The organism is Streptomyces reniochalinae, from assembly GCF_003323735.1.
In the GTDB taxonomy this organism is placed as follows: Bacteria; Actinomycetota; Actinomycetes; order Streptomycetales; family Streptomycetaceae; genus Streptomyces; species Streptomyces reniochalinae.
In genome coordinates, this window is the sequence record NZ_QOIM01000023.1 from 195,778 (window position 1) to 221,825 (window position 26,048).

General features: G+C 70.7%; 20 protein-coding genes, 1 tRNA gene and 1 pseudogene. 10 read left to right on the top strand and 12 right to left on the bottom strand.

The annotated features are described in order from the left end of the window. Positions 1–103: 103 nt before the first annotated feature. The 6 genes from DQ392_RS05290 to galU all read right to left on the bottom strand — a co-directional run bounded on the left by DQ392_RS05290 (position 104) and on the right by galU (position 6,066). The gene (locus DQ392_RS05290) at positions 104–1,801 is read right to left on the bottom strand and encodes a gephyrin-like molybdotransferase receptor GlpR (RefSeq protein WP_114014335.1); all 1,698 of its coding nucleotides are present in this window, start codon (positions 1,799–1,801) and stop codon (positions 104–106) included. A 163-nt stretch (positions 1,802–1,964) separates the two neighbouring features. After that, positions 1,965–2,594 carry a GNAT family N-acetyltransferase gene (locus DQ392_RS05295; RefSeq protein ID WP_114014290.1) on the bottom strand — a complete coding sequence of 210 codons (630 nt, stop codon included), beginning with the start codon at positions 2,592–2,594 and terminating at the stop codon, positions 1,965–1,967. Then, positions 2,591–3,247, bottom strand: a complete 657-nt coding sequence (locus tag DQ392_RS05300; RefSeq protein WP_114014291.1) for a MogA/MoaB family molybdenum cofactor biosynthesis protein — start codon at positions 3,245–3,247, stop codon at positions 2,591–2,593. The genes DQ392_RS05295 and DQ392_RS05300 overlap by 4 nt, the downstream gene beginning before the upstream one ends. Beyond that, positions 3,244–3,753: a cyclic pyranopterin monophosphate synthase MoaC gene (gene moaC / locus DQ392_RS05305; RefSeq protein WP_114014292.1), complete on the bottom strand. Its 510-nt coding sequence runs from the start codon at positions 3,751–3,753 to the stop codon at positions 3,244–3,246. Before moaC ends, DQ392_RS05300 begins: the two co-directional genes overlap by 4 nt. A gap of 66 nt (positions 3,754–3,819) precedes the next feature. Beyond that, complete coding sequence (glp, locus tag DQ392_RS05310; protein WP_114014293.1) at positions 3,820–5,160, bottom strand: molybdotransferase-like divisome protein Glp; 1,341 nt, start codon at positions 5,158–5,160, stop codon at positions 3,820–3,822. 3 nt (positions 5,161–5,163) lie between these two features. Next, entirely contained in the window at positions 5,164–6,066 is a 903-nt protein-coding gene (gene galU / locus DQ392_RS05315) for a UTP--glucose-1-phosphate uridylyltransferase GalU (RefSeq protein WP_114014336.1), read from the bottom strand. A 101-nt stretch (positions 6,067–6,167) separates the two neighbouring features. On the opposite strand from galU, the gene DQ392_RS05320 reads away from it, so the two are divergent. Continuing rightward, positions 6,168–6,776: a 5-formyltetrahydrofolate cyclo-ligase gene (locus tag DQ392_RS05320; protein ID WP_114014294.1), complete on the top strand. Its 609-nt coding sequence runs from the start codon at positions 6,168–6,170 to the stop codon at positions 6,774–6,776. A 97-nt stretch (positions 6,777–6,873) separates the two neighbouring features. Here the strand turns inward: DQ392_RS05320 and DQ392_RS05325 are convergent, their stop codons facing one another. After that, on the bottom strand, positions 6,874–9,720 hold the full coding sequence (locus tag DQ392_RS05325) for a penicillin acylase family protein (protein WP_114014295.1): 2,847 nt from the start codon (positions 9,718–9,720) through the stop codon (positions 6,874–6,876). A 326-nt stretch (positions 9,721–10,046) separates the two neighbouring features. Between DQ392_RS05325 and DQ392_RS05330 the strand changes: the two genes are divergently transcribed. From DQ392_RS05330 to mscL, 6 genes are all read left to right on the top strand, one after another. Next, on the top strand, positions 10,047–11,558 hold the full coding sequence (locus tag DQ392_RS05330; RefSeq protein WP_114014296.1) for a potassium/proton antiporter: 1,512 nt from the start codon (positions 10,047–10,049) through the stop codon (positions 11,556–11,558). Between the two features lie 700 nt (positions 11,559–12,258). After that, complete coding sequence (locus DQ392_RS05335; RefSeq protein WP_245981200.1) at positions 12,259–13,521, top strand: MFS transporter; 1,263 nt, start codon at positions 12,259–12,261, stop codon at positions 13,519–13,521. 67 nt (positions 13,522–13,588) lie between these two features. Next, positions 13,589–13,984 (top strand): FmdB family zinc ribbon protein, encoded by a 396-nt coding sequence (locus DQ392_RS05340; protein ID WP_114014298.1) that lies wholly within the window; start codon positions 13,589–13,591, stop codon positions 13,982–13,984. A 127-nt stretch (positions 13,985–14,111) separates the two neighbouring features. Continuing rightward, entirely contained in the window at positions 14,112–14,948 is an 837-nt protein-coding gene (locus DQ392_RS05345) for an S-methyl-5'-thioadenosine phosphorylase (protein ID WP_114014299.1), read from the top strand. Positions 14,949–15,399: 451 nt separating this feature from the next. Then, a complete protein-coding gene (locus DQ392_RS05350; RefSeq protein WP_114014300.1) occupies positions 15,400–15,918 on the top strand; it encodes a hypothetical protein in 519 nt (172 codons plus the stop codon). A 174-nt stretch (positions 15,919–16,092) separates the two neighbouring features. Then, entirely contained in the window at positions 16,093–16,695 is a 603-nt protein-coding gene (gene mscL / locus DQ392_RS05355) for a large conductance mechanosensitive channel protein MscL (RefSeq protein ID WP_114014301.1), read from the top strand. A 205-nt stretch (positions 16,696–16,900) separates the two neighbouring features. Here the strand turns inward: mscL and DQ392_RS05360 are convergent, their stop codons facing one another. Further along, entirely contained in the window at positions 16,901–17,098 is a 198-nt protein-coding gene (locus DQ392_RS05360) for a hypothetical protein (RefSeq protein WP_114014302.1), read from the bottom strand. A gap of 47 nt (positions 17,099–17,145) precedes the next feature. Between DQ392_RS05360 and DQ392_RS05365 the strand changes: the two genes are divergently transcribed. Beyond that, positions 17,146–18,270 carry a P1 family peptidase gene (locus DQ392_RS05365; RefSeq protein WP_114014303.1) on the top strand — a complete coding sequence of 375 codons (1,125 nt, stop codon included), beginning with the start codon at positions 17,146–17,148 and terminating at the stop codon, positions 18,268–18,270. Between the two features lie 345 nt (positions 18,271–18,615). On the opposite strand, the gene DQ392_RS05370 is transcribed toward DQ392_RS05365, so the two are convergent. The 3 genes from DQ392_RS05370 to DQ392_RS05380 all read right to left on the bottom strand — a co-directional run bounded on the left by DQ392_RS05370 (position 18,616) and on the right by DQ392_RS05380 (position 22,749). Next, positions 18,616–19,632 carry a sigma-70 family RNA polymerase sigma factor gene (locus tag DQ392_RS05370; protein ID WP_114014304.1) on the bottom strand — a complete coding sequence of 339 codons (1,017 nt, stop codon included), beginning with the start codon at positions 19,630–19,632 and terminating at the stop codon, positions 18,616–18,618. 580 nt (positions 19,633–20,212) lie between these two features. Continuing rightward, positions 20,213–21,781: an MFS transporter gene (locus DQ392_RS05375; protein ID WP_114014305.1), complete on the bottom strand. Its 1,569-nt coding sequence runs from the start codon at positions 21,779–21,781 to the stop codon at positions 20,213–20,215. 290 nt (positions 21,782–22,071) lie between these two features. Next, positions 22,072–22,749 carry a TetR/AcrR family transcriptional regulator gene (locus tag DQ392_RS05380; RefSeq protein ID WP_114014306.1) on the bottom strand — a complete coding sequence of 226 codons (678 nt, stop codon included), beginning with the start codon at positions 22,747–22,749 and terminating at the stop codon, positions 22,072–22,074. A gap of 418 nt (positions 22,750–23,167) precedes the next feature. On the opposite strand from DQ392_RS05380, the gene DQ392_RS05385 reads away from it, so the two are divergent. Then, the gene (locus DQ392_RS05385; RefSeq protein ID WP_114014307.1) at positions 23,168–25,039 is read left to right on the top strand and encodes a glycoside hydrolase family 3 protein; all 1,872 of its coding nucleotides are present in this window, start codon (positions 23,168–23,170) and stop codon (positions 25,037–25,039) included. Between the two features lie 82 nt (positions 25,040–25,121). After that, a tRNA-Arg gene (locus DQ392_RS05390) sits at positions 25,122–25,197 on the top strand. A gap of 90 nt (positions 25,198–25,287) precedes the next feature. Here the strand turns inward: DQ392_RS05390 and DQ392_RS35045 are convergent. Continuing rightward, a pseudogene (locus DQ392_RS35045) lies at positions 25,288–25,556 on the bottom strand (tyrosine-type recombinase/integrase); the annotation flags it as partial. Positions 25,557–26,048: the final 492 nt, after the last annotated feature.

Here is a 26,048-nt window from a genome sequence, read left to right on the forward strand (position 1 = left end):
ACGAATGAAACTCTAGCATCCTCGTCGGGCCGGCAGGAAATCCGTTCCCTCGCTGGTCACGAGGGCTGCCGTGAGCGGGACCCGGGGGGGCAGCCGCCAAGGGTCACTCGTTGGCGGCGCGGGGGCGGGCCTCGTCCTCGTACTGGTCGAAGAGCGGGGTGCGGTCCCGGTCGTGGTGGCGCCGGGGGCGGGCGGATTCGGCGTCCGGGTGGTCGCCGTCCCCAGCCTGTGGGTCGGCGGCGGAGGCGGTGCTGGAGCGGGCGGAGCTCCAGGCGTCCGGTGCCTCCAGGTCGACTCCGCGCGTGGTGCGGGGGGCGACGGGGGCGCTCACGTAGGTGGGCAGCGGCACGGGGACAGGGTCCCAGCCTTCGCCGTCCGAGGAGTCACGCTCCCTGGCACGCTGCTGGTCGACCCACTCGGCGTGGTCGGTCTGCTCCACCAGGGCGCGCCGTTCGGCGGCCCCCTGCTCCTCCCGGAGGCGGGCCGCCTCCTCACGGGCGCGCGCCGCCTCCTCGCGGGCGCGAGCAGCTTCCTGCCGGGCGTCCCTGCCGCCGGACGCGGTTGTGCCGCCCTGACGGCGGGCGTCCCCGGAGGCGTCGGCCGACTGGCCCGGTGAGTCGTCCGCGGGGCGCCTGCCTTCCGGCCCCTGCCCGTCGTGCCGGGTGCGAGCCCCCTCGGGGCCTGGGCCGGTCGGAGGGTGTGCGGCCGCGGGGTGGCGCGAGTCCCGCCCCGCGGAGTGTGCGGCATGGGCCGGGAGGCCGGGCTCGGTGTCGGCTTGCCAGGCTTCCGCCCGGCGGTGTCCGTCCGGAGCGGAGTCCCCGTCGCGGCGGCGCCGCGCGTGCAACGTGCGGGCTGCCTCTTCCGCCTGGCGACGGTCCATGGCGGCGGCGAACCTGCGCCGCTCCTGGATGCGGAGGTAGGCGATGTAGACGCTCAGCAGGAGGGCCGGAACGGCGGGGACCCACAGGAGGCCGAGCCCGCGCACGGCGGCGAAGACGCTGCCGACGGTGAAGGCCAGGAAGAGCAGCATCGTCGTGCGGCGCCGCCGTGCGAGCAGCTTCGCGCGCTTGGCCTGTCGGTCGCGGCGGCCCGCCAGAGCGGCGGCCCGCGCCTGCGCGGACTGCTCGCGTGACGCCTGTCCGGGACGGTCGTCGGCCCCCTGTTGCTCGCCCCGGCGGGCGGAGTCGTCGCTTTCCGGGACGTTCCCCGCGCCGTCGTGCTCGGGGCCGCCGTGCGCCGGGTCACCGCGGTCGTGACCGGAGCAGAGCAGGGCGGAGGGTCCGGGTTGGTCGTGGCCTTCCTGCGTCCCGCGGCCCTCCGGACGTGCGAGAGCGTGCGGGCCGGCGTGCGCCTGGCCCACGCGCTGCGCACGCCGGTGGGGGTCGTGCGCGTTGCCGCGCTGAGCGGGTGCGTGTACCTCGGTCGGCGCTTCGGAGCCGGGAGCGCCGACCATGGTCTTGGGGTCGGCGAAAGCCCGGACGTCCACCGACTCCTCGGCGGCGTCCGGGTCGTTCCGGTACGCGTCCCCGTCGTAACCGTCGTACGCACCGGCAGTGCCGGCGCCGGCCTGCGGCGCGTACGGGTCGTCCGCCTCCCACCTCTCGCGCACCCGGCGTCGCTCGGCGTCGCGCGCGTAGCGGCGCTCCATGCCGGCCTTGCCGGACAGCAGCCGGATGGCGGTGCTGAAGCGTTCCGTCGGACGGGCTTCGTTCAGCTCGTCCTGTCGGCGAAGCCACATCGGCACCAAGTAGGCGGCCCAGGCCCCGACGATGACTGCGTAGATGAGGCCACTGCTGCTCACCCTCACACGGTAGAGGGGATCGAGTGAGCCCATCTGCCAAATAGCCCGGTGTGTCGCACGATCTGGCTGATCTCTCCACCTTTTTTTGTGATTGCTGGGCCGGGCGGCAAGGAAATGGGCGATTAATACCGGGAGGCGGCTTTCCACACCACAATTCGAACGTCTATTTCATTTCCGAGGAGTGGCCGGGCCGCGACCGGTGCCACCGGGTCAGCAGTCCCTCGGGAACCTCTTCGGCCGTCAGCGCGAATACGAGGTGGTCCCGCCAGGCGCCGTCAATGTGCAGATAGCGCGGCCGCACACCTTCCTCACGGAAGCCCAGTTTCTCCACGACCCGTCTGCTGGGCGCGTTCTCAGGACGGATGCACACCTCGATACGGTGCAGCCCCACGGACCGGAAACAGTGGTCCACGGCGAGCGCCACCGCCGTCGGCATGACGCCCCTCCCGGCGACACCGCGGTCGATCCAGTAGCCGATATGGCCCGAACACATCGACCCCCAGGTGATGCCGGCCACGGTGAGCTGGCCGACGAGCCTGCCCTCGTACTGCACGACGAAAGGCAGCATCCGTCCCGCCTGCGCCTCGGCACGCAGGTGGCGCACCATCTGCCGATAGGTGGGACGCCGCGGCGGCAGATGGCCGGGGGGCGGCGGAGGAATCGTCGCCTCCCAGGGGCGCAACCAGTCGCGGTTGCGCTGGTTCACCTCCCGCCAAGCACGCTGATCGCGCACCTTTATCGGACGGAGGGCCGTGGGACCGTCCGCCAGCTCAGCCGGCCACGGCGCGTTCAGCGGTGGTCGTCCCCTCTGGGGTCGCCGGGCTGTCGGGACGCGCTCGGCTCGGTGGACGGTTCGGTGTGGGCGTGCTGCGGGTGGTCGCCGCCGTGGATCTGGTCGACGGCGTGCGGCAGCAGGTCCGCGAGGACTGCGAGTCCGTCCTTCACGCCTCCACTCGAGCCCGGGAGGTTGACGATGAGGGTGCTGTCCGCCACACCGGCCACCCCGCGCGACAGGGAGGCTGTGGGGACCTTCGTGCGGCCCTCCGCACGGATGGCCTCGGCGATACCAGGGATCTCGTAGTCCAGCAGCGAGCGGGTCACCTCAGGGGTGCGGTCGTTCGGGTTGATGCCGGTACCGCCCGTGGTGAGGACGACCGCGTACCCGGCTCGTACGGCCTCCCTCAGTACCTGTCGCACGGGTTCTCCGTCCGGCACCACCGTCGGCCCGTCGGTGGCGAACCCCATGGCCGTCAGCCCCTCCACGAGCAGCGGGCCGCCCTTGTCCGCGTACACCTGGGCGGCCGCGCGGTTGGAGGCCGTCACGGCGAGAGCCCGGTGGGACGGTTCTTCCGCGCCCTGGTGCGCGTTCCCCGCGTCGTGCTGTGCGGGGCCCGTGGCCGCGTGTCCGGTGCCGCCCGGCTGTTCAGCGCCGCCGTGTCCGCTCATGCGTCGCCCTCCTCCCCGGTGAGCGGCGAGCGTGTCCACTCGCCGGACTTGCCGCCGCTCTTCTCCTCCACCCTGACGTCCGTGATCATCGCCGCCTTGTCGACGGCCTTCACCATGTCGATGACCGTCAGGCCGGCGACCGTCACGGCGGTGAGCGCCTCCATCTCGACACCGGTGCGGTCGGTGGTCCGCACCCGGGCGGTGATCTCCACGGCGTCGTCGGCGACCGCCAGCTCGACCTTCACCCCTGAGACCGCGAGGGGGTGGCACAGCGGGATGAGTTCCGGAGTCTTCTTGGCGCCCATGATTCCGGCGATCCGGGCGGTCGCCAAAGCGTCGCCCTTGGGCACGCCCTCGCCGCGCAGCAGGGCGACCACCTGCGGGGAGACCCTCACCCGTCCGGTGGCGCGGGCCGTCCTCGCGGTGACGTCCTTCTCCGACACGTCGACCATCCGGGCGGCCCCGGACGTGTCGAGGTGGGTGAGGTGCTGCTGGGGGCTGCTCATGGTTCTCCCGGTCCTGTGCTGTGCCCGAACACGGTACCGGCAGGGGCAAGGGCGGTGCCCGGCGCGTCAGTCGAGGGGAACGACCGTGACCTCGCGCCCCGGTGCGACCCTGCTCGTCTTCTCCGGGATGTCGATGAGGGCGTCCGCCTGCGCGAGAGCGGCGATCAGGTGGGAGCCCGAACCGCCGACCGGGCTGACGCTGCCCGTTTCCTCGTCCTCGGCGGGCGGGGTGTAGACGCCGCGCAGGAACTGCCGCTTGCCCTCCGGCGAGGTCAGTTCCGACTCTCCGGCCAGACGGGCGCTCACGGTGGGGCGCCGGACGGGTTCCTGTCCCATCAGGGCGCGCACCGCGGGACGCACGAACAGTTCGAAGGAGACGTACGCGCTCACCGGGTTGCCGGGGAGCGTGAGGATGGGCGTGCGGTCGGGGCCGATGAGGCCGAAGCCCTGGGGCTTGCCCGGCTGCATCGCGAGCCTGCGGAACTCCACGGCGTCCGAGGCGCCGTCCGTCTGCTCGCCGTCCTCGTCCGCGCCGAACGCCTCCACACGGGAGAGTGCTTCCTTGACGACGTCGTAGGCGCCGACGCTGACCCCACCGCTGGTCACGAGGAGGTCGGCGCGGATGAGCTGGTCCTCGACGGTCGAGCGGAGCGTGTCCGCGTCGTCGGCCACCGCGCCCACCCGGTAGGGGATGGCTCCCGCCGCGCGGGCCGCGGCTGTGAGGACGAAGCTGTTGGCGTCGTGGATCTGGCCGGGGCCCAACGGCTCTCCCGGGGCGACGAGTTCGCTGCCGGTGGAGAGCACCACCACGCGGGGGCGGGGGCGGACGGTCACCGCGCCGCGTCCGATGGCCGCGAGGAGACCGACCTGCGCGGGGCCCAGCACCGTGCCCGCCCGGAGCGCGACCGTGCCAGGGCGGACGTCGCTGCCCTTGGCCCTCACGTGCTGTTGCGGCACGACGCTGCGGTGCACGCGCACCTGTCCGGAGGCGTCCTGCGGGGCGCTGCTGTGCGCCCGCATGGCGTCCGCCGGGCCGCTGCCCGTACCACCGTCGGTCCACTCGACCGGGACGACGGCCTCGGCGCCCGGTGGCAGCGGCGCGCCGGTCATGATGCGGGCCGCCTGTCCCGACGAGACCGTGGGCAGTCCGGCGCTGCCTGCCGCGATGTCGCCGATGACGCCGAGCACCGCCGGGAACTCCTCGCTGGCCCCCTCGACGTCGGCGATCCGTACGGCGTACCCGTCCATGGAGCTGTTGTCGAACGGCGGAAGGGCCGCCGGGACGATGACGTCCTCGACCAGGACGCACCCCTGCGCGTCCAGCAGGTTCAGCTCGATGGGTTCCAGCGGACGGATGCTGCGGAGGATGTCCTCCAGATGCTCGTCGACGGACCAGGTCTTGCTCAAGGCTTACATCTCCTCGGTGACGTAACCGCGCAGCCACTCCCGGAACTCCGGGCCCAGGTCCTCACGTTCGCATGCGAGTCGGACAATGGCTCGCAAATAGTCTCCCCGGTCACCGGTGTCGTAGCGGCGTCCGCCGAAGACTACGCCGTGCACGGGGCCGCCCAGTGACTCGTCGGCGGACAGTGCCTGCAGGGCGTCGGTGAGCTGGATTTCGCCGCCCCTGCCGGGCTGCGTCCTGCGCAGGACGTCGAAAACCGCCGGGTCGAGCACGTAGCGGCCGATGATGGCCAGGTTGCTGGGTGCCCGCTCGGCGGAGGGCTTCTCCACCAGGTCGGAGACGCGGACGACGTCGCCGTCCGAGGTGGGGCTCGCCGCGGCGGCGCCGTACAGGTGGATGCTGGACGGGTCGACCTCCAGCAGGGCGATCACGCTGCCGCCGCGCTCCTCTCGGACCTGCAGCATGCGGGCGAGCAGGGGGTCGCGCGGGTCGATCAGGTCGTCACCCAGGAGGACCGCGAAGGGCTGGTCGCCGACGTGCGGCGCGGCGCACAGGACGGCGTGACCGAGCCCTCGGGGGTCGCCCTGGCGGACGTAGTGCATGGTGGCCAGGTCGCTGGACTCCTGCACCCGGGCGAGCTTCCCGTCGTCGCCCTTGTCGCGCAGGACCTGTTCCAATTCGTAGTTGCGGTCGAAGTGGTCCTCGAGGGGCCGCTTGTTGCGGCCGGTGACCATGAGGACGTCGGACAGGCCTGCTGCCACGGCCTCCTCGACCACATACTGGATCGCGGGCTTGTCGACGACCGGGAGCATCTCCTTGGGGGTGGCCTTCGTCGCGGGGAGGAAGCGGGTGCCCAGGCCGGCGGCGGGGATGACCGCCTTGGTGATCCGCGTGCGGGGAGAAGTCATGTCCCGCACCATAACCGCTCAATTGATCCGGAAGATAAGGGTCCGCATGGTTTCCGTAAGGTTTGTTGCGTTTTGGGAACCCGGGAGGGGTGAGGCGTGTCATGGGCGAGCCGAAGACCGTCGGCGACAGTAGGAAGCGCGAGTTGCGTCGCACTGTCCTCGCGGTGAGGAGGACTTTGCCGCCGGATGACCGCCAGGCGGCCGCCGAGGAGCTGGCACGGCGTGTCCTGGCCCTCGACGAGCTCGCCGCGGCCCGCACGGTCGCCGCCTACGTCTCGGTGGGAACGGAACCGGGGACGGGCCCCCTGCTCCGAGCGTTGGAGGAACGCGGCGTACGGGTACTGCTGCCGGTCCTCCAGGCCGACAACGACCTCGACTGGGCCCCCTACGAGGGCCCCGGCGCGCTCGTCCCTGCGGGACGGGGCCTACGGGAGCCCACCGGGCCGCGGCTCGGACCCGAAGCGGTCCTCCGGGCCGACGCGGTGCTGCTGCCCGGCCTGGCCGTCGACCGGCGCGGACTGCGGCTCGGCCGGGGCGCGGGGTGCTACGACCGGGTGCTCGCCCGGCTGGCGGCCTCGGGTGCGCACCCGGCCTGTGCGGTGCTGCTCTACGACGGTGAAGTCGTCGACCACATCGACGGCGAGGCACACGACCGCCTCGTACGGACAGCCGTGACCCCGACCGGAGTGCACCGCCTGGGCGCGGAGTAGGGCACCGCCCACCTCGCAGGTCGGCCCCGACCGGCCGCGGGGCCGGATCGGGGCCGCACAGAGGCGCCGGGGGCCGCACCGGGACGGAGTCCTGGCCTCAGGGCGTGAGGGCCATCTGGTCCTCGGTGGCCTTGGCGACCGCCTTCTCGCTGTAGGGCCACTTGAGGAACTCTCCCCTGGCCCACTTGTCGGTCTGGTCGGTGTAGTGCGCGTTGTAGGTGTGCCCGGAGGCTCCCGTCAGGTTGATCCACCGGGAGTTGTCCAGGTCGCTGAGGTTCACGACCATCCGCATCGACGGTACCCAGGTCACGTCGTACCCGCCGGCCGCGTTCCAGCCGGTCGCGTTGACGGCCGCCTCGCCCCCGCTCAGGTCCCAGGGGCCCCGGTTGAGGAGCCACTGCACGACGCCGGGGCCCTCGGTGCCGAGCGTCTGGTTCTTGAGCATCAGCCGGTGCAGCCTGCCCCAGCTCCAGGTGTCGATGTCCTTGCCGAGCTTGGAGGTGAGCTCCCAGCGGGCGTCCTTCATGGCGTGGCCCAGCAGGTCGTCCCGGTTCTTGTCGCCGTCACGCCGCACGGTGCCGCGCGTCTTCCACCAGTCGCTGTCGGGCTTCTTGAGCAGCTTGCGCACCACCTCGAACCAGCGGTCACCGCCGTCGGGCTGCGCGGTGTCGGCAGAGCGCCGGCCGCACTCGCGCACCAGGCGCTCCTCACCGCTGAGGTCGTCGACCGGCCCCGAGTCGTCGGACGGTGCCACGTACAGGCAGTCGCCCTCGACCCGCAGCTCCTTGGGGAGCTTGTCCCCGAAGGCGAGCTTGAGGAGGTTGCGCCAGACCGCGTTGAAGTAGGCGGCCGGTGCCGAGTCGGAGTCCTGGGTGTAGTCCCAGCCCTCCAGCAGCTTCTGTGCCTCCCGTACGTACGGGTCCTTGACGTCGATCTTCAGCAGATAGGGCACCAGCAGCTTGGCGATCTCACTGCTGTTGTCCATCTGCATGCTCTCCATGTCCTTGATGGAGATCTTCCCGCCGTCCTTGATCTTCGACTGGATGAGGTCGTTGATCCGCTGGCTGCGCGCTCCGTAACCCCAGTCGTCCGTCAGCAGGTAAGGGTACTTCTCGCGGTCCACGACGGCCTGGTTGGCCGTCACGACGTAGCCGCGGTCGGGGTTGTACTCCCACGGCAGTGCGCGCTGGGGGATGTATCCCTTCCAGCGGTAACGAGAATCCCAGCCGGGGGCCGGGTAGCGCCCGTCGCCCTTTTCGCGTACGGGGATCCGACCGGGCGCCTGGTAGCCGATGTTGCCCTTGGTGTCGGCGTAGATGAGGTTTTGCGAGGGGACGGCGAAGTCGCGTGCCGCCTTGCGGAACTCGGAGAAGTCCGAGGCCCTGTTCAGCTGGAAGACCGCGTCCATGGTCTTCGACGGCTCAAGAGCGGTCCACCTGAGGGAGACCGCGTAGCCGTCTCCCCGGTCGGGCGCCGCGTTGCCGACGGGTGACTTGTCTCCGACCTTGCGCAGTTCCTTGTCGCGGTCGGAGACGACCGGCCCGTTGTTGGTCTCCCTGACGGTGATGGTGCGGTCCTTGCCTCCGGCGACCTTGATGGTCTCCTCGCGGGTTCGGTACGGCACCTCCTTGCCGTCGTAGAGGTAGTGCCCGTCGCTGACCTTCTCCAGGTAGAGGTCGGTCACATCGGCGCCCAGGTTGGTCAGGCCCCAGGAGATGTCCTGGTTGTGGCCGATGACCACGCCGGGCATGCCGGAGAAGGTGAAGCCCGAGACGTCGAAGGGGCAGGACTTGTCCACCGAGCGGCAGTGCAGGCCCATCTGGTACCAGACCGAGGGGAGCTGCGGCGCGAGGTGCGGGTCGTTGGCGAGCAGCGGCTTGCCGGTGGTCGTGTACTTGCCGGAGACGACCCAGGAGTTGGAGCCGATGCCGCTGCCGTTCGGCCCCAGCAGCCCCGGGATCTTGTCCAGTTTCTTCGCCACCGTGCCCAGCTGGGTGCTCGCGCCCTGCGTGGCCTCACCGGCCGACTGGGCGCCGCTCTGGGTGCCGGACCCCCCGGAGGCCACTCCGCCCCCTCCCGTGCCGTCAGAGGGGCTCCGAGCGCCGCCTGAGCCGGGCTGCCCGGCATCGGTGCCGGTGCCGGACCCGTTCGCCGTGTCCGGTCCGCCGGTCTCGTCGGCCTCGGCGTCGGCGTCGGCCTTCGGGTCGAACTCCTTGGAGGCCGGGTCGACCGCGCCGTGATCGACGATCGGCTTGTTCCGGTCGTACGGGTACTCCGGGTACAGCTGCTCGATCTCGTCCTTGTCCAGGCGGCTGGTCATCAGCGCCCGGTCGACCTCGTCGGACATGTTGCCGCGCAGGTCCCACGCCATCGCCTTCAGCCAGGCGACCGAGTCGACGGGGTCCCAGGGCGCGGGCTTGTAGTCCTTGCCGTCCAGGTCGAGGGCCGCGTACTCGACGGAGAGCGCGGAACCCTCGTGGTCCTCGAGGTAGGCGTTGACTCCCTCGGAGTAGGACTTGAGGAACTCCTTGGTCCGCTCGGGCAGTTGCTTGTACTCCTTCTCGGCCACCCTGCGCCAGCCGAGGGTGCGCAAGAACGCGTCGGTCTCCACCTGCCCCGCGCCGAACATCTCCGAGAGCCGTCCGGAGGTCATGTGGCGGCGCACGTCCATCTCCCAGAAGCGGTCCTGGGCCTGCACGTACCCCTGTGCGAGGAAGAGATCCTCGGAATTGTCCGCATAGAGCTGCGGAATGCCGCTACCGTCCCGCTTCACACTCACCGGCGCCTCGAGAGCCTTGAGTTTGAGGGTGCCGGCTGTCTGCGGGAAGGAGTCGCGCACGGTGCTGACGCCCCAGTACGTGCCACCGCCGATGCCTGCCACGAGCAGCAGCACGACGACGATCACGATGAGGCGGGCGCGTCGCGAGGTCTTCTTGGCGGGCATCGCTGTCCTTCGAGGGGCAGGGTGAACCTTGACTGAACTGAGGGGACCGGACGGGCTCGGTCCGTACGGAGCAACCATAGGCCGCCGCTCGTCGCGCCCGGACAGCGAGTCGCCAACTACGGATTCCGCCGACGGCTTGTTCAAGCGATGGTAAATTGTTAGCTACCCAAACGAACTAGAGACTTCCGGACACTCGTCCGGGAGCCACCCACCCCCATGGGCAGCGCGTTAAGAACACGTCAGGAAAGCGTCAGGAGGACGTCAGAAACCGCACTCGCACCCGCTCGCACCCCCAAGGAGCAAGCCCCGGAAGAGAGGACCGTGCCCTGACCGTCGACAGCCTCAACCAGCTACTGCTCTTCAGCGCCCTCGTACTGCTCGTCGCCGTCGCGGCGGTCCGTCTCTCCTCACGCAGCGGGCTGCCCAGCCTGCTCATCTACCTCGGGATAGGTGTCGCCATAGGGCAGGACGGCATCGGCTTCGGATTCTCCGACGCCGAGCTGACACAAGTCCTCGGATACGCCGCCCTCGTGGTGATCCTCGCCGAGGGCGGACTCAGTACGAAGTGGAGCGACATCCGGCCCGCCGTACCGGCGGCCGCCGTCCTGTCCACGTTCGGTGTGGCGGTCAGCGTCGCCGTCACGGCCCTGGCCGCGCACTATCTGGTCGGCCTCGCATGGCAGGCCGCGCTCCTGATGGGCGCCGTGGTCTCCTCCACGGACGCCGCCGCCGTCTTCTCCGTCCTGCGCAGGGTGCCCCTGCCCAAGCGCCTCACCGGGATCCTGGAGGCCGAGTCCGGCTTCAACGACGCGCCTGTCGTGCTGCTGGTCGTCACCTTCTCCTCGTTCGGTTCCGAGCACCACCCCTGGTACTTCCTGCTCGCAGAGATCGCTCTGGAACTCGCCATCGGCCTCGTGGTGGGCCTGGTGGTGGGCAAACTGGGCGAGTTGGGGATGCGGCGCGTGGCACTTCCGGCCTCGGGCGTCTACCCGATCGCCGTGATGGCACTGTGCGTCCTGGCCTACGCCGGCGGCTCCATGGCGCACGGTTCCGGCTTCCTGGCCGTCTATGTCGCCGCGCTCATCCTGGGCAACGGAAAACTCCCGCACCGCCCGGCGGTACGAGGGTTCGCCGACGGGGTGGCCTGGATGGCGCAGATCGGACTCTTCGTCCTGCTGGGGCTCCTGGTCACTCCGCACAACCTGGGGAACGACTTCTGGCCGGCGGTTCTCATCGGCCTGGCGCTGACCCTGGTCGCCCGGCCGCTGTCGGTCTTCCTGTGCCTGAGGGTGTTCAAGCTGCCGTGGCAGGACAAGGCGCTGCTCTCCTGGGCGGGCCTGCGGGGTGCGGTGCCCATCGTGCTCGCGACCATCCCCATGGTCGCGGATGTCGAGGACAGCCAGCGCATCTTCAACATCGTCTTCGTCCTGGTCGTCGTCTTCACCGTCCTCCAGGGGCCCACGCTGCCCTGGCTGGCCGGCACACTCCGCCTCAACGAGAGGGACGAGGCGGACGACGTGGACATCGAGTCCGCGCCCCTGGAACGGCTGCGCGGTCACCTGCTCTCGGTGGCCATCCCGCCCTCTTCCCGGATGCACGGAGTGGAGGTCACCGAACTGAGGCTCCCTCCGGGCTCGGCCGTCACCCTGGTGGTGCGCGACGGCACCAGCTTCGTACCGCAGCCCTCCACCGTGTTGCGGCACGGCGACGAGTTGCTGGTCGTCGCCACCGACCAGGTGCGCGACTCCGCCGAACGGCGCCTGCTGTCGGTCAGCCGCGGCGGCAAGCTCGCCGGGTGGCTGGGCGGCCCCGGGGGAAGCACGGCACTGCGGAGGTAGCCCCCGCCCGTACGGGGCGTGGGGGCACGTTCGCGTGCGTTCGGTGGGGACGGACGCGGGCGGGCCGGACGGGTCTCCTTCGCGTGCCCTCGGCAAGGCCGCGACGTACCGAACGGGGCCCCTTTTCCGTACCGCCGGGAACCGGGCCCCTTTCCGTACCGCCGGGAACCGGGCCCTTTTCCGTACCGCCGGAAGGGGCACAGGGAATCCGGATAGGGCCCTCTTGCATGCCGCCGGGAGGAACGCCAGTGCACCGGACGGGGATGGTGTGGACGCGGTGTGGACGCCTTCGCGCGCGTACGCGTCCGCCTTCGGGTGCGTACGCGGGTGGTTGGGAGGCGGCTGGTCAGCGCGCGTTTACCGAGAACCGACCTCGGCCGTTATCCTCATACCGGACAGGACAGTTTTACCCGACTCTGCCTGAAGCAGAGCTGGCGCGACCGCTCGGCGGCCACGGTCCGGATCGCCCACCTTGCACCGGACCGGGTATCTACCCCGGTCCTGCGCGAGAGGACAGCTCTCGGCGCGTCACCCTGAACGCGCTACCAGGCGGCAGAAAGGCCCGGCCGTGGAATCCCCGGCCACCAACACCGACCACGCGAGGACGCGCGAGGCGAACCAGGCACACCGCGGGCGGCGCGGCAAGCAGCGCTCCGACCGCTCCAAGGGCACCACCGGACGCCCCGGATACGGGCAACTTCTGCGCACGGAGGGGGCCTGGTCCTTCCTCCTGCCCGGATTCCTGGCCCGCCAGCCCTACGCGATGCTGACCATCAGCATCGTCCTGCTGGTCGAGCACACCACCGGCTCCTTCGGTCTCGCAGGGGCCGTCTCGGCGACCGCAGGCATCGCCATGGCCGTCATCGCTCCGCAGAGCGGCAGACTGGCCGACCGGTTCGGACAGGGCGCCGTCCTCTTCCCACAGGTGTTCCTGCACGCCCTCACCATCGCCGCCCTGATCGCGGTCGCCGTACTGGACGCCCCGCTGTGGGCACTGTTCGTCGCAGCCGTACCCGCGGGTGCGACGGCGCCGCAGATCAGCCCGATGGTGCGCGCCCGGTGGGCGGCGCGCCTGCAGGGCACACCCCTGATGACGACGGCCGCCGCCTTCGAGTCGGTGACGGACGAGTTCACCTTCGTCGTGGGGCCCGTACTGGCGACCGCCCTGTGCACCGGAGTGCATCCGGCCGCCGGGCTCGTCGCGGAGGCCGCCGTCTCGCTCGTGGGCGGGCTGGTCTTCGCCGCACAGCGCCGCACCCAGCCCGCCTCTGCCCGGGCCGGTGGCGCGGGCGGCGAGGAAGCGCACGCCCGGGGGGCGGACGGCGGCGCCACATCCGCACTGGCCGTACCCGGAGCGCGGGTGCTCGTCGCGGCGGTACTCGGCATCGGCATGGTCTTCGGCGGTATGCAGGTCTCGCTCACCGCGTTCACGGAGTCGATCGGGCGGCCCGGCATCAACGGCGTCATGTACGGGGCCTTCGCCGCGGGCAACATGCTGGCAGCCGTCGCCGTGGGAGCGATCCGGTGGAAGCGCGGTCCGCAGACCCGGCTGCTCGCCGCCTATCCGGCCCTGGTGCTGACCGCCGCGCTGGTCGCGGTCGCCGCTCAGCTGGGACCGTGGGCCGTGCTGCTGGGCGCCCTCGGGACACTGACCGGGCTGTGCGTGGCCCCCTGCATGATCACGTGCTTCACACTGATCGAGACGCTGGTCCCGGCGGGAGCCCGTACCGAGGCCTTCACCTGGCTGACGGGAGCGGTGGCGCTGGGTCAGGCGGCGGGATCCACGGTGGCCGGGCAGCTGGCCGACCACTCGGGCGCCGGCGCGGGCTTCTTCGCGCCGCTGGCCGGTACGGGCCTCGCGCTGCTGGTGCTGCTCGCCTTCCGCGGGGCACTGCATCCGCCGCACGGCAGCCTGGTCGCGGCGCGTGGGCTGGGTCACCGAACGACGGCCCCAGTGGACTGACGCGCGGGAATGCTGCACTATGGAGCGTTGTTAGCACTCAACAAGTGAGAGTGCCAGGAGGAAGAACGTGCCGACGTACCAGTACCAGTGCACCGACTGCCGCGAGGGCCTCGAGGTCGTGCAGAAGTTCACGGACGACTCGCTGACCGTGTGCCCCAACTGCGAGGGACGCCTCAAAAAGGTGTTCTCGGCCGTCGGCATCGTCTTCAAGGGCTCCGGCTTCTACCGCAACGACAGCCGCAGCTCCTCGTCGAGCAGCAGCTCGTCCTCTTCCGGCTCCTCGGACTCGTCCGGCAAGAGTGACGGCGACTCCAAGAGCTCGTCGGACTCGTCCTCCAGCTCCTCCTCGGCGTCGGACTCCTCGTCCTCCAGCTCGTCCTCGTCGGAGTCGAAGTCCTCCGGCAAGAGCGACAGCAAGAGCAGCGGCAGCAAGAGCTCGGCGAAGGCGGGCACCTCGAGCTGAAGCGGCTCGCCGGGACACCTGCGTCCGCCTCCGCACACGAACGAACCGTCCACGGGTCCGGCCACAGGCGTCACGGGCCCGTTCTCTTCCCTGCCGTCCCGGCGGTGCGTCCCCTTAGGGTGACCGCATGAGCGAACAGGCAGAGATCGGCGTCATCGGCGGTTCCGGGTTCTACTCCTTTCTCGACGACGTGACCGAGGTCACCGTCGAGACGCCTTACGGGCCGCCGAGCGACTCCCTCTTCCTGGGGGAGACCGGCGGCCGCAAGGTGGCGTTCCTCCCCCGCCACGGCCGTGGCCACCATCTGCCTCCCAACCGCATCAACTACCGCGCCAACATGTGGGCGCTGCGCTCCGTGGGAGTACGGCAGATCATCGCCCCCTGCGCGGTCGGCGGTCTACAGCCCGAGTACGGGCCCGGCACGCTCGTCATCCCCGACCAGCTCGTGGACCGCACCAAGACGCGGCAGCAGTCGTTCTTCGACGGGGAAACCCTGCCCGACGGCAGCGTGCCCAACGTGCTCCACCTCACCTTCGCCGACCCGTACTGCGAGGCGGGGCGACAGGCCTCACTGCGCGCGGCCCGTGACCAGGGCTGGCAAGCGGTGGACGGCGGCACCATGTGCGTCATCGAAGGGCCGCGCTTCTCCACCCGTGCCGAGTCACGCTGGCACGCCGCACAGGGCTGGTCCGTCGTGGGCATGACCGGTCACCCCGAAGCCGTGCTCGCCCGCGAGCTGGAGCTCTGCTACTCCTCGCTGGCCCTCGTCACGGACCTCGACGCGGGCGCGGAGGCCGGCGAGGGCGTCTCGCACGAGGAGGTACTGCGGGTCTTCGGCGAGAACATCGACCGTCTGCGCCAGGTGCTCTTCGAGGCCGTCCGCGAGCTGCCCGCCGGCAGCGACCGCAAGTGCGAGTGCGGGGCGGCGCTCGGCGGTCAGGAACCCGGCTTCACCCTGCCCTGAGGGCCTGCCCCGGTTCCCTGGCGGCCGCTGCGTGATTCCCCGGCGTCGCGCCGGGTCGCGACCTCGCGCCGTCTCGTCACGCCGACTCGCTACCCAGGACCCGCCGCAGCCCCGGGACGGGTCACTACTCCGGGACGGGTCGCTACTCCGGGACGCGCCGCAGCCCCGGGACAGACCGCATCCTCGGGATGGCCGCAGGCCCGGGACGGCTCGCGGCCTCGGCACAGGCAGACCACCACCCTGCTCATTCGGGTGAGGAAGTTGTCCACAACCGGTGGGTAATCCACAGATTCCGGGGGTGTTCAGCGGATTCCGACGAACGGGTTCACCGTGGGGCGACGAGGGCCGCGACCACGCGGTCTTCCCGTGAAGGCTGGTGGTGAGCATCGTGTCCCGATCCCGGAATCCGTTCTCGCAGCGCTTTCCTCCGCGAACGCAGCCGCGGACGGCGGTGCCCGACTTTCCGCCGGTCCGCGCCGGGCGGGGCCGTCGGCCGACTCGGGGCGCGCTCGGCCGCCGCAGAATCTTCTCGGCGGCGCTGGCCGTCTCCGCTGCCGGGCTGGCCGCTGCCGCCGGCGGCTCCGCACCCGCCGACGGGACCGACGCAGCCGAAGGCACCGGCGAGAGGGAGCGCCCGGGCGGCGCCGGGCGCCCCGGTGCTGAGAGTTCCGTCACGGAGCGAGGCGCAGGTGCGGCCCCCGTCTCCGCGCCGGTCCGCATCGCCGACCCGGCGACGGTCCGTCTCCTGAGCCCCGGGGACCGTGTGGACGTACTGGCGAGCGGCCCGAAGGGAGATGCCGCGCGCATCGTTGCCACCGGCGCCCGAGTGGCTCAAGTGCCGAAGTCCGGCGACACTGTCCCGGGCGACGGGGCCGAGGGCTCACTGATCGTGGTCGTCGTGCCACGGCGCACCGCGGCCGTACTGGCCGGCGCCGCAGCGGAGTCGCGGATGGCGGTCACGCTGTGCTGAGCTTATGGCCGCCCGCCTCCGCGCCCGCGAGCCGGGGCAGTGCGTGCATGAGCCATCCTCTTCGGGGGCAGGCGAGTAGCCGGTCCCGTCCGCAGGCGCTCCCCTGGGGTCCGTGTGCCCTGGGTCTCCCGCTCGCAGTCAGCATCGTCACCTGGTTCTGGAAGAGGCAGTTCGTTGAGCAACGCACCGGCACCCGCCCCCGAGAAGAAGGGCCTACTCGCAGGCTTCAGGGAATTCCTGATGCGCGGCAACGTGGTCGAACTGGCCGTTGCCGTCGTCGTGGGAGCAGCCTTCAGCAAGATCGTCGACTCTGTCGTCACGGGATTCATCAATCCGCTGGTCGGAGCGATCGGCACCAAGGACCTGGACAAGTACCAGTCGTGCCTGAAGGGCCCGTGCGAGACCAGCGCGACGGGCGAGGTGGTGAAGGGTGTCCCGATCAACTGGGGCCCCGTGCTCAGCGCCACGCTGACCTTCCTGATCACCGCAGCCGTCGTCTACTTCCTGATGATCCTGCCGATGAACAAGTACAAGGAGCGGCAGCTGGCGAAGGCGGGCCCGGTGGAGGTGCCCAAGACGGAGGTCGAGCTGCTCACGGAGATCCGCGACGAGCTGGTCGCCCAGCGGTCCGGCACGAGCGCCCTGGACGGCACCGACGGCCCCGGTCCGGACGACACCTCGGCCACGGACGCGGGCGGCTCGCAAGGGTCCTCCGCCGCTGGACCGGACGCCTGTGTGGGATCGCAGCGCGACGGTGGCGTCAGTACGCAGAAGTAGGGGCGCAGCGCCGCTGGGCGCTGCGGGTGTGGTGCCGCATGCCGCTGCTGCGGGGTCTCACCCGGCTGACGCGGTGGCGCCGTCGGTTCCTGGCAGGGCCGGGGGTGCTGTCCCGGCGCCTCGCAGGACCGGGGGTGCTGTCCCGGCGCGGGTCAGGTGGGCACCGGGCGGCCGCACCCCGGCGGTTTGGGCTGCGCGCCCCGGCTCAAAGGTGGTGTGGTGGCTTCTCGTCGAGAAAGCGGGCAAGGTCGGCGTCGCTTCCCTGGGCCTCGCCTGCGGTGCCCTCGCCCCACCCGCGGTCGGTGTCGTCGCCGGAGGGACGGCTCAACGGATCGTCGAAGACCAGCGACGACGCCGCGTCACACGGCGTCGGTTCTGCGGAGGGCTGCGGATCGGAGCTCATGGCTCCAGCGTACGGCGGCCGCCCGCCCTTCCTGGTATGGATGCCGGATGGAACCTCAGGACTCACAGGGGCCGACCGGCCGAGCGACGGCCTCACCCTCGACCGGCGCACGGGACGCACTGACCGACGTGCGGGGACTGCGCGTGGGCCACGCGCAGCGGACCGACGACGGCTGGCTGACCGGCACGACCGTGGTGCTCCCGGCCGCGAAGGGAGCCGTCGCGGGAGTGGACGCCCGGGGCGGGGCACCGGGGACGCGCGAAACGGACGCTCTGGATCCGCGGAATCTGGTGGAACGCGTCCACGCGGTCGTCCTGAGCGGGGGCAGCGCGTTCGGTCTGGACGCCGCATCGGGCGTGATGAGCTGGCTGGAGGAGCAGGGCCGCGGAGTGCCCGTGGGAACCGACCCCTCGCAGGTGGTGCCGGTGGTGCCGGCTGCGGTGATCTTCGACCTCGGCCGAGGCGGCCGGTGGAGCGCCCGGCCGGACGCGACGCTCGGCAGACAGGCGGTGGAGTCAGCCGCCGGAACGGAAGCGGGAGCCGCGCTCCCGCAGGGCTGTGTCGGTGCGGGGACAGGGGCTGTGGTCGGGGGACTCAAGGGCGGAGTCGGCACGGCGAGTGCGCTGCTGCCGTCGGGGGCCGTGGTCGCCGCCCTGGTCGTCCTGAACGCGGCCGGATCGGCGACGGATCCGGCAACGGGGGCGCTGTGGGCAGAGCTGCCCGGCAGTCTGCACCACCTGCCCGCCCCGGCCGCGCACGCCGAAGCGGAGCGCCGGCGCGCGACAGCGCAGGAGGAGACCGTCCGACGGCCGGCGGGAAACCTCAGGCCGGCCCTGAACACGACGCTGATGGTGGTCGGGACCGACGCGGCGCTCACCCGGGCGCAGGCACAGCGGCTGGCGGGCAGCGCGCACGACGGTCTGGCGCGGGCGGTGCGCCCGGTACATCTGATGCACGACGGCGACGCGGCCTTCGCCCTGGCGACCTGCGAGCGGGGACTGGGGCAGGGCGAGTTCAACGAGGTGCTGACCGCGGGCGCCGAGGTGGTGAACCGGTCCGTGGCCAAGGCGGTGCGTGCCGCGAGTGGCGTCGACGGGCCGGGCGGGGTCTTCCCCGCGTACGGCGATCTCTACGGCGCGCACACCTGTGGAGGGCGCTCGGAGCCCGCCTGACCGAACTGGCGGCTGCCCTGGGCACCGCAGCGCAGCGTGCGGCAGCAGCAGCCGTACGGGGATGGCCGGCCGTGATGGCGACGATGCCCGGAGCACGGCGGTGGGCGCGGGGGCTGTACCTGACCGGCGAGGGGCAGCGGGCCGAGGGGCCCGGCCAGAAGAGCCGGACGGCTGCCTCCCGAGGGCGCCGGAAGACTGGGGAAGCGCGCGGGGCCGACAACGCGAAGGCGGATGGAGGTCGAGCCATACGGATGGCTCCGCGGGACAGTTGAGAGCCCCGGCGCTCGGGGGAAGCACCGGGGCCCGTCGAAGGGGCAACGACGTCGACGGCTCGGGGAGCCGGTGTTACGCCGCCTCGTCGAAGCCCGTGTCGTGGGCCATCTTCTTCAGTTCGAGCAGCGCGTGCTTCTCGATCTGGCGAATGCGCTCACGGGTGAGGCCGTGCTGCTTGCCGACCTCGGTCAGCGTGCGCTCGCGCCCGTCGACCATGCCGTAGCGGGCCTTGATGATCGAGGCGGTGCGCTCGTCGAGCCTGCTGATGAGGTCGTCGAGCTCTTCCCGGCGCAGCACCGTGAGCACGGACTGCTCGGGAGAGTCGGCGGAGGTGTCCTCCAGCAGATCGCCGAACTGGGTCTCGCCCTCGTCATCCACCGACATGTTCAGGCTGACCGGGTCACGGGCCCAGTCCAGCACATCGGTGACGCGCTCCGGCGTGGAGTTCAGCTCCGCCGCGATCTCGGACGGCTCCGGGTCCCGACCGTGTTCGCGGTTGAACTCACGTTGCACACGGCGTATCCGTCCCAGCTCCTCGACCAGGTGCACAGGCAGCCGGATCGTGCGGGACTGGTCGGCGATGGAGCGGGTGATGGCCTGGCGGATCCACCACGTGGCGTAGGTGGAGAACTTGAATCCCTTGGTGTAGTCGAACTTCTCCACAGCGCGCACGAGTCCGGCGTTGCCCTCCTGGATCAGGTCCAGCAGCGGCAGGCCACTCCGTGGGTAGCGCCTGGCCACGGCGACGACAAGACGGAGGTTGGAGCGGATGAAGACGTCCTTGGCCCGCTCACCCTCGGCGACGACCGCTTCCAGTTCCTCACGGTTCGCGGTCGCGCTGGCCGAGTCGTCGGCGACGGGCGCCTCGAGCCCGTCCAGTATGCGCTTCGCGTAGACACCCGCCTCGATGGCGAGGGAGAGCTCGACTTCCTTCTCAGCGTCCAGCAGCGGAGTCCGGGCGATCTCGTCGAGATACATGCCGACCAGGTCACGGTCCGCGACTTCGCTGCCGGCGGCGCGAACACTGCTTGCCGTGTCGGAAGCACCCTTGGTGTTCTCCTGACGACGGGCGACGGCACGGGTTGCCATGCGTGCTCCCTTGCGAGTGGACTTGAAACTTTGGCCTGGTGGCTGGCTCGGACACTCCCCGAGTGCCCGCCTTGCGTAGATCTCAACGGCTGGAAACCGGACTAAATTCCCAACCCGCGCAACATTTTTCGGATCATGCAGTATCCTGTGCCGCCACTCACCCGATCCGATAGGTCACTCTACGAATTCACGCCTGGTCGGACGGGATGCGGACCACCTCGGGCTGTTCTTCCGTTGTCGCGCGCGGCCGCCGCACGGGCGTTCGCCATCGTCCGCCCGTCACCTGTCTAGACGGTTGTCGTCCGTTCTTGGTTGCGTGATCTCACGCCGACGGCCACTCCCGCCCCTCGGCCGGGCGTCCGGCTCGCTCCACTCACCGGAATGGATGGCCTCCCGCGTCGGCGGGGGACAGACCTGACACGCCCCCGCGCCTCGCACCCGCCCGGGGACACTCCTCACACCGGGGATGACCCCGGGTACACCAGAGGCCGCCCCGTGCCGCCCCACGCACGAGGAGAGGCCCTCGCACTCTTCCAGTGCGGGGGCCTCAGGGGGCTCGGGCAGTCGCGGCGCCTGCCGGTCAGTGCATCGCGACCAGTACCGGCTCGGGCTCGCCGTCAGAGCTGTCATCCGCGGCCTCGCCGCCGGACGGGGTGTCGGCGGCCGCCCCACTCTGACCACGGGCGTTCACGAAGACCGCGACGATCGCTGCGGACACGAGCAGGATGCCCACGGCCCACCAGATCGCCGAGGTGTAGCCGTGCACCATGGCTTCCAGCTTCAGCATCTGCTGCGCCGGCTTGCTGGTGGCCTCGGCGACGTGCGAGGCCACGAAGGAGGTGGTGGCGCTGGCGGCGATGGTGTTCAGCAGAGCCGTACCGATCGCGCCTCCCACCTGCTGCGAGGTGTTGACCATGGCGGAGGCGACACCCGCGTCGCTCGACCGGACACCGTGCGTGGCCAGGGACATGGCGGGCATGAACGCCGTTCCGAGCCCGAGACCGAGCAGTATCTCGGCCGGCAGGATCAACGCGGGGTAGGAGCTGTCCACCTCGAGCTGGGTCAGCAACAGCATGCCGAGCGCCGCGACCAGGAAGCCGGGCATCATCAGGAGACGGGAGGGAACGCGGGTCATCAGCCGTGCCCCGATCTGCGTGGACCCGGTGATCATGCCGGCCACCATCGGCAGGAAGGCCACACCGGTACGAACCGGCGAGTACCCCTTGACCACCTGCAGGTAGTAGGTCAGGAACAGGAAGAGCCCGAACATGGCAATGGTCGCCAGCCCCAGCGACAGGTAGACCCCGCCCCGGTTGCGGTCGGTGACCACGCGCAGCGGCAGCAGAGGTGCGCGGACCTTGGACTCGACCAGCCCGAAGGCCACCAGCAGGACGGCGGAGGCGACGAAGACGCCGATGGTGGTGCCGTCACTCCAGCCGTCCGTCTCCGCCCGGGTGAACCCGTACACGAGCGAGACCAGGCCGAGCGTGGAGAGGAAGACGCCGGGGATGTCGAGAGCGGAGCGGTTGCGGGTCTCGGCCGGTTCCCGGACGACGCCGATGGCACCGAGCGCAGCGACGACCGCGAACGGAACGTTGACGTAGAAGGTCCAGCGCCAGTCCAGGTACTCGGTGAGGACTCCGCCGAGGATCAGCCCGATGGCGCCGCCGCCTCCCGCGATGGCGCCGTAGATGCCGAACGCCTTGGCGCGCTCCTTGCCGTCGGTGAACATCACCGCCAGCAGGGAGAGAGCGGCCGGGGCGAGCAGCGCACCGAACGCCCCCTGCAGGGCTCGGGCGGCGAGCATCATCACCTCGCCGGTGGCGGCTCCTCCGAGGGCGGAGGCCGCCGCGAACCCGACGAGTCCGGTCACGAAGGCGCGCTTACGGCCCCACATGTCGGCGATACGGCCGCCGAAGAGCAGCAGACCACCGAAGGCCAGCGCGTAGGCGGTGATGACCCATTGCCGGTTGGCATCGGATATGCCCAGGTCGGACTGGGCCGAAGGAAGCGCGATGTTCACGATCGTCGCGTCGAGGACGACCATGAGCTGCGCGATGGCGATGAAGGCCAGGGCCTTCCATCTCCGGGGGTCCAGGCCGGCCTGCACGGCGGTCGGAGCGGCTGTTTTCGACATGGATGTATCCATCTCTTAGTGCTGAGTACGAAAAAACGGGCGTTGTTGTTGTGAGCGGGTGAACAGATCGGGACCCGAGGGGCTCGTAAGCAGTCGTGACGGACATAGGAGGAATGTGCTGCCATGAGGCGGAGCCATCCCGTACGCCGTCGGTCATCCGCGAGCTGACGGATCCGCGCGCCCCTCAGGCGGCGCGCGGCCGGAGGTCGGGTCTGGGTGGTCTGGGCGGTCGGAAGTCGGAGTACCGACTCGGGAGGGAAGCGGAAGTAAGCGGTGCTGCTCGGATCAGTCGCCCTGGCGGGTCAGCGGTCTTCTCGCAGTTCCTCCAGCGTCGCGGCATGGCCCGGCAGTTCGGATCTGGCAGGGGCGCGCAGCCCGTCGACGTAGAGCTGCACATGACGTTCGACGAAGCGCTCGAGCCGCCCGCAGCCGACCCCCGGCAGAGGTCGCGTGAGCTGGCTGAGCGCGACCATCACGTCACCGACGTCGATGTCGGTCCGCACCTCTCCCGCCCGCTGGGCGCGCCGGATCAGCTGTTCCGTCAGCCCGTCCACCCGCTTGCGGGATGCGAGGCACTGCGGCTCGGCGGGGTCGAAGCGGCCGGAGAGCATCGGACAGAGCGCGCCGATGCGCTCCTCCACTGCGGCGAACACGAAGCTGCGCAAGGCCTCGAAGGAGTCTTCCTCCTCGGTCAGCGCCTGCTGTGCGCGGTCCGCGATCCGCTCGGTCACGGCGTGCATCACACCGTGTACCAGGGCGTCCCGGTCGGGGAAGTGCCGGTAGAGGGTCGCGTTGCCGACCCCCGCTGTGCGAGCGATTTCGTCCAGGGACGCGTCCGCACCGTGGATGACGAACGCCTCGCGGGCAGCCGCCAGGATGCGCTCCCGGTTGCGTACGGCATCAGCACGCCCCTTGTGCGCGGCGCCGCCGGCAACGCACTCGATGCCGGCGCGCTTCGTCGTGGCGGTGGGGCTACCCATGGCTCCTCGCTCCTTCCGGGACGGCCGATGCCGTCGGACGTGCTCCCACTGGTGCTGTGGTGACACCTGCGGGTGCTGCAAAGTCCCCGATACGGGGACCGATTCCCCGTTTGCCGGAGACGGTGATGTAAACGGGGACGCGATCCCCGGTTATTTCCCTGCCTTGCTGTGACGCGCATCACTCGGCCGGATCACCTCGGCACCCAGGCACGGACGAGAGGGCGCGAAGCTCCCTCCGCAACGCGGGACGCCACTGGACTGGACCCATGAAGTTCCGCGCGGCGTCTGGTCCAGGTGGCTTCCACGCTGCGACGATGTGCTGCCGCGTCCAGCGGTGTCCCCCACATGCACCCCGTGCACATCCCACCAGTGCCCCTGCACTCCGTGCAGCGAGCTCGCACACGTGAGGAGCGTTCCGATGCAGCAGGAGCCCACCACCCGCAGACGCGTCATCGCTGCCGCGGCGGGCGTCGCGGCAGCAGTCGGCGCCACGGCCCCCTCGGCGTCGGCAGCGTCGGCGACTGCCCCGCCGGCCGGGAGCCCCGCGGGCCACCCGGGAGCCGCCGGATCCTCGCCCCACGGATCGTCGTCCGCCATCCGCGCCCGCGCGGCGGCACTGCTGCGCCGAATGAGCCTCGAAGAGAAGATCGGGCAGCTGTTCGTCGTCGAGATCTACGGGCAGACGGCGGAGACCGAGCACGCCAGGAACCGCGAGCTCTACGGAGTCTCGACCCCGGCACAGGTGATCGAGAAATACCGTCCCGGCGGCGTCATCTACTTCGACGCGCGTCGCGGCCCGGACAACGTCCGTGAGCCCCGCCAGATCGCGCGGCTGTCCAACGGGCTACAGCGGGCCGCTGTACGGGGCGGAGCCCGCGTACCGCTCCTGGTCTCCATCGACCAGGAGGGAGGCAGCGTCGTCTACCGGATGCTGGAGCCCACCACCCAGCTCCCCGGCAACATGGCGCTGGCCGCGACCCGGGCCACGCGCGACGCCTACGACAGTGCCGACATCATCGCCGACGAACTCGCCGCCGTCGGCATCAACCAGAACTACGCACCGGTCGCGGACGTCAACATCAACCCGGAGAACCCCGTCATCGGCGTGCGCTCGTTCGGCTCGGACACGGACCTGTGCGTCGAGTTCGTCTCCACGGCCGTCCGCGGATACCACCACGGTGGTGTCGCCAGCGCGGCCAAGCACTTCCCCGGCCACGGGGACACCGATGTCGACAGCCACACGGGGCTTCCGGAGATCACCCACACGCGCGAAGAGCTGGACCGCATCGACCTGCCACCGTTCCGGGCCGCCATCAGGCACGGAGTCGACACGATCATGACGGCCCACATCGTCGTTCCCTCACTCGACCCCTCCAGGGTCCCGGCGACCATGTCGCAGCCGATCGTGACCGGACTGCTGCGCGAGGAACTGGGATTCGACGGGCTCATCGCCACGGACGCCCTCGACATGGGCGGTGCCACCGCCGACTTCCCACCCGACGTCGCCCCCGTGCGCGCCCTCCAGGCAGGCTGCGACCAGCTGGTCCTCGCCCCCCAGCTCGACACCGCCTTCGGCGCCGTACTCGCCGCCGTACGGTCGGGCAAGGTCAGCGAAGAGCGACTGGACGCGTCGGTGCGACGCGTTATGGAGCACAAGCTGCGCCGCCGCCTGTTCCCGCTTCCGTACGTGAGCGAACGCCGCGCCGCCCGGACGGTCGGCAGCAGAGGGCACAGGGCGCGGGCGCGCGAGATCACCGAACGGTCGATCACCCTGCTCCGCAACGAGAGCGGCGCCCTGCCCCTGGCCGGCTCCTCCAGCACGGTCCTGGTCACCGGCTGGGGCACCGCTCCCCTCGCCGACCTCGCCCGCGCGATCGGCAGCCGGCGCGGTCAGCGGACAACCACCCTGGAGACCGGGACCGCACCGAGCTCCGCGACGATCACCCAGGCCACGGAGGCCGCGCGCACCCACGACGTCACCGTCGTACTCGCCAACGCGGCGGCGGCCGGCAAGGAGGGCGGGGCCGCCCAGGCGAAGCTGATCGAGTCCCTCGTCGCCACCGGGAAACGCGTCATCGTCGCCGGCGTGCGCCTCCCCTACGACATCCGCCGCTTCCCCGACATCCCCGCCTACCTGGCGACCTACTCCTACACCGCCCCCTCCATGACGGCCCTGGCCCGCGTCCTCTACGGCGAGACCCGCCCCCACGGCAAGCTCCCCGTCACCATCCCCCGCCTCGACTCCCCCGACCGCCCCCTCTACCCCTTCGGCCACGGCCTCCACTACTGACCCGGACCACCCACGCCGAACGACGTTGCCGACGCCACTCCCCCATCCGCTAGGCTAGGCGCCGCGGATCACCACGCCGCACGCCTCCGTAGCTCAGGGGATAGAGCACCGCTCTCCTAAAGCGGGTGTCGCAGGTTCGAATCCTGCCGGGGGCACCAGCGAAAAGGCCCCGGGCCGATCATGGTCCGGGGCCTTTGACATCCACATCCGACATCAACGGAGGCGGTCAGCGACGATGAGGCGGCGGTGCCGGGGCGCCTCCTGAGCAGCCGATCCATGTGGCTGATGGCCTCCCGCTGGGTGTCCCGCCGACGTGCGTGTAGACGTCCATGGTGATGGTGAAATCTGACTGTGCCCCAGGATCTCCATCACGATGCGGGGAGCCACGGCGCTGCGTCTCCTGGCGGACGTACAGAACCCGGTTCTTCAGGTCCACATCCGACCAGCGGAGTCCCACGATCTCGCCCCGCCGCAGCCCCATCGTGACGGCCAGGACGAACGCCCCGTAGAGACGATCCGCCGACCGCACGGGGACGGGAACGCCTTGGCCAGCAGCTCACGGCGCTTGGCGTGTCACTCCCGCGCCGTTGGTGTTTCGCTTCCTCTGCTGAGCCATCAAGCCGCCTCTGCGAGCTGTTAGCGGATGAGTTCCCCACGGCCACGGCGTGGATTCGGCGGGAGGGCCCGATGGTGATCGAGGGCAGACTGTGCGAGAGCGGATGAGGTCGTAGACGGTGGAGCGACCGAGCCATCACATCGGGAACAGTGAGCAGTTCGTCAGCCATGGATGGTCGCTCCTCCCAGAGCCGTAGCGGTGGGTGCGGAGGTGTCGGCAAGGGATGCGGATAGCCATTGCTCAGTTGGGGCGAGGCCGGTTCCGACGTAGGTTGAGCTTGTTCCGCTTTGACGGACACCGTCGGTGTGGTGGTCAGGCCGCTGTGGCGGCGGCTTCGTAGTCGGCGGGGGTTCGGTAGCCGAGGCTGCTGTGCAGGCGTTTGAGGTTGTACCA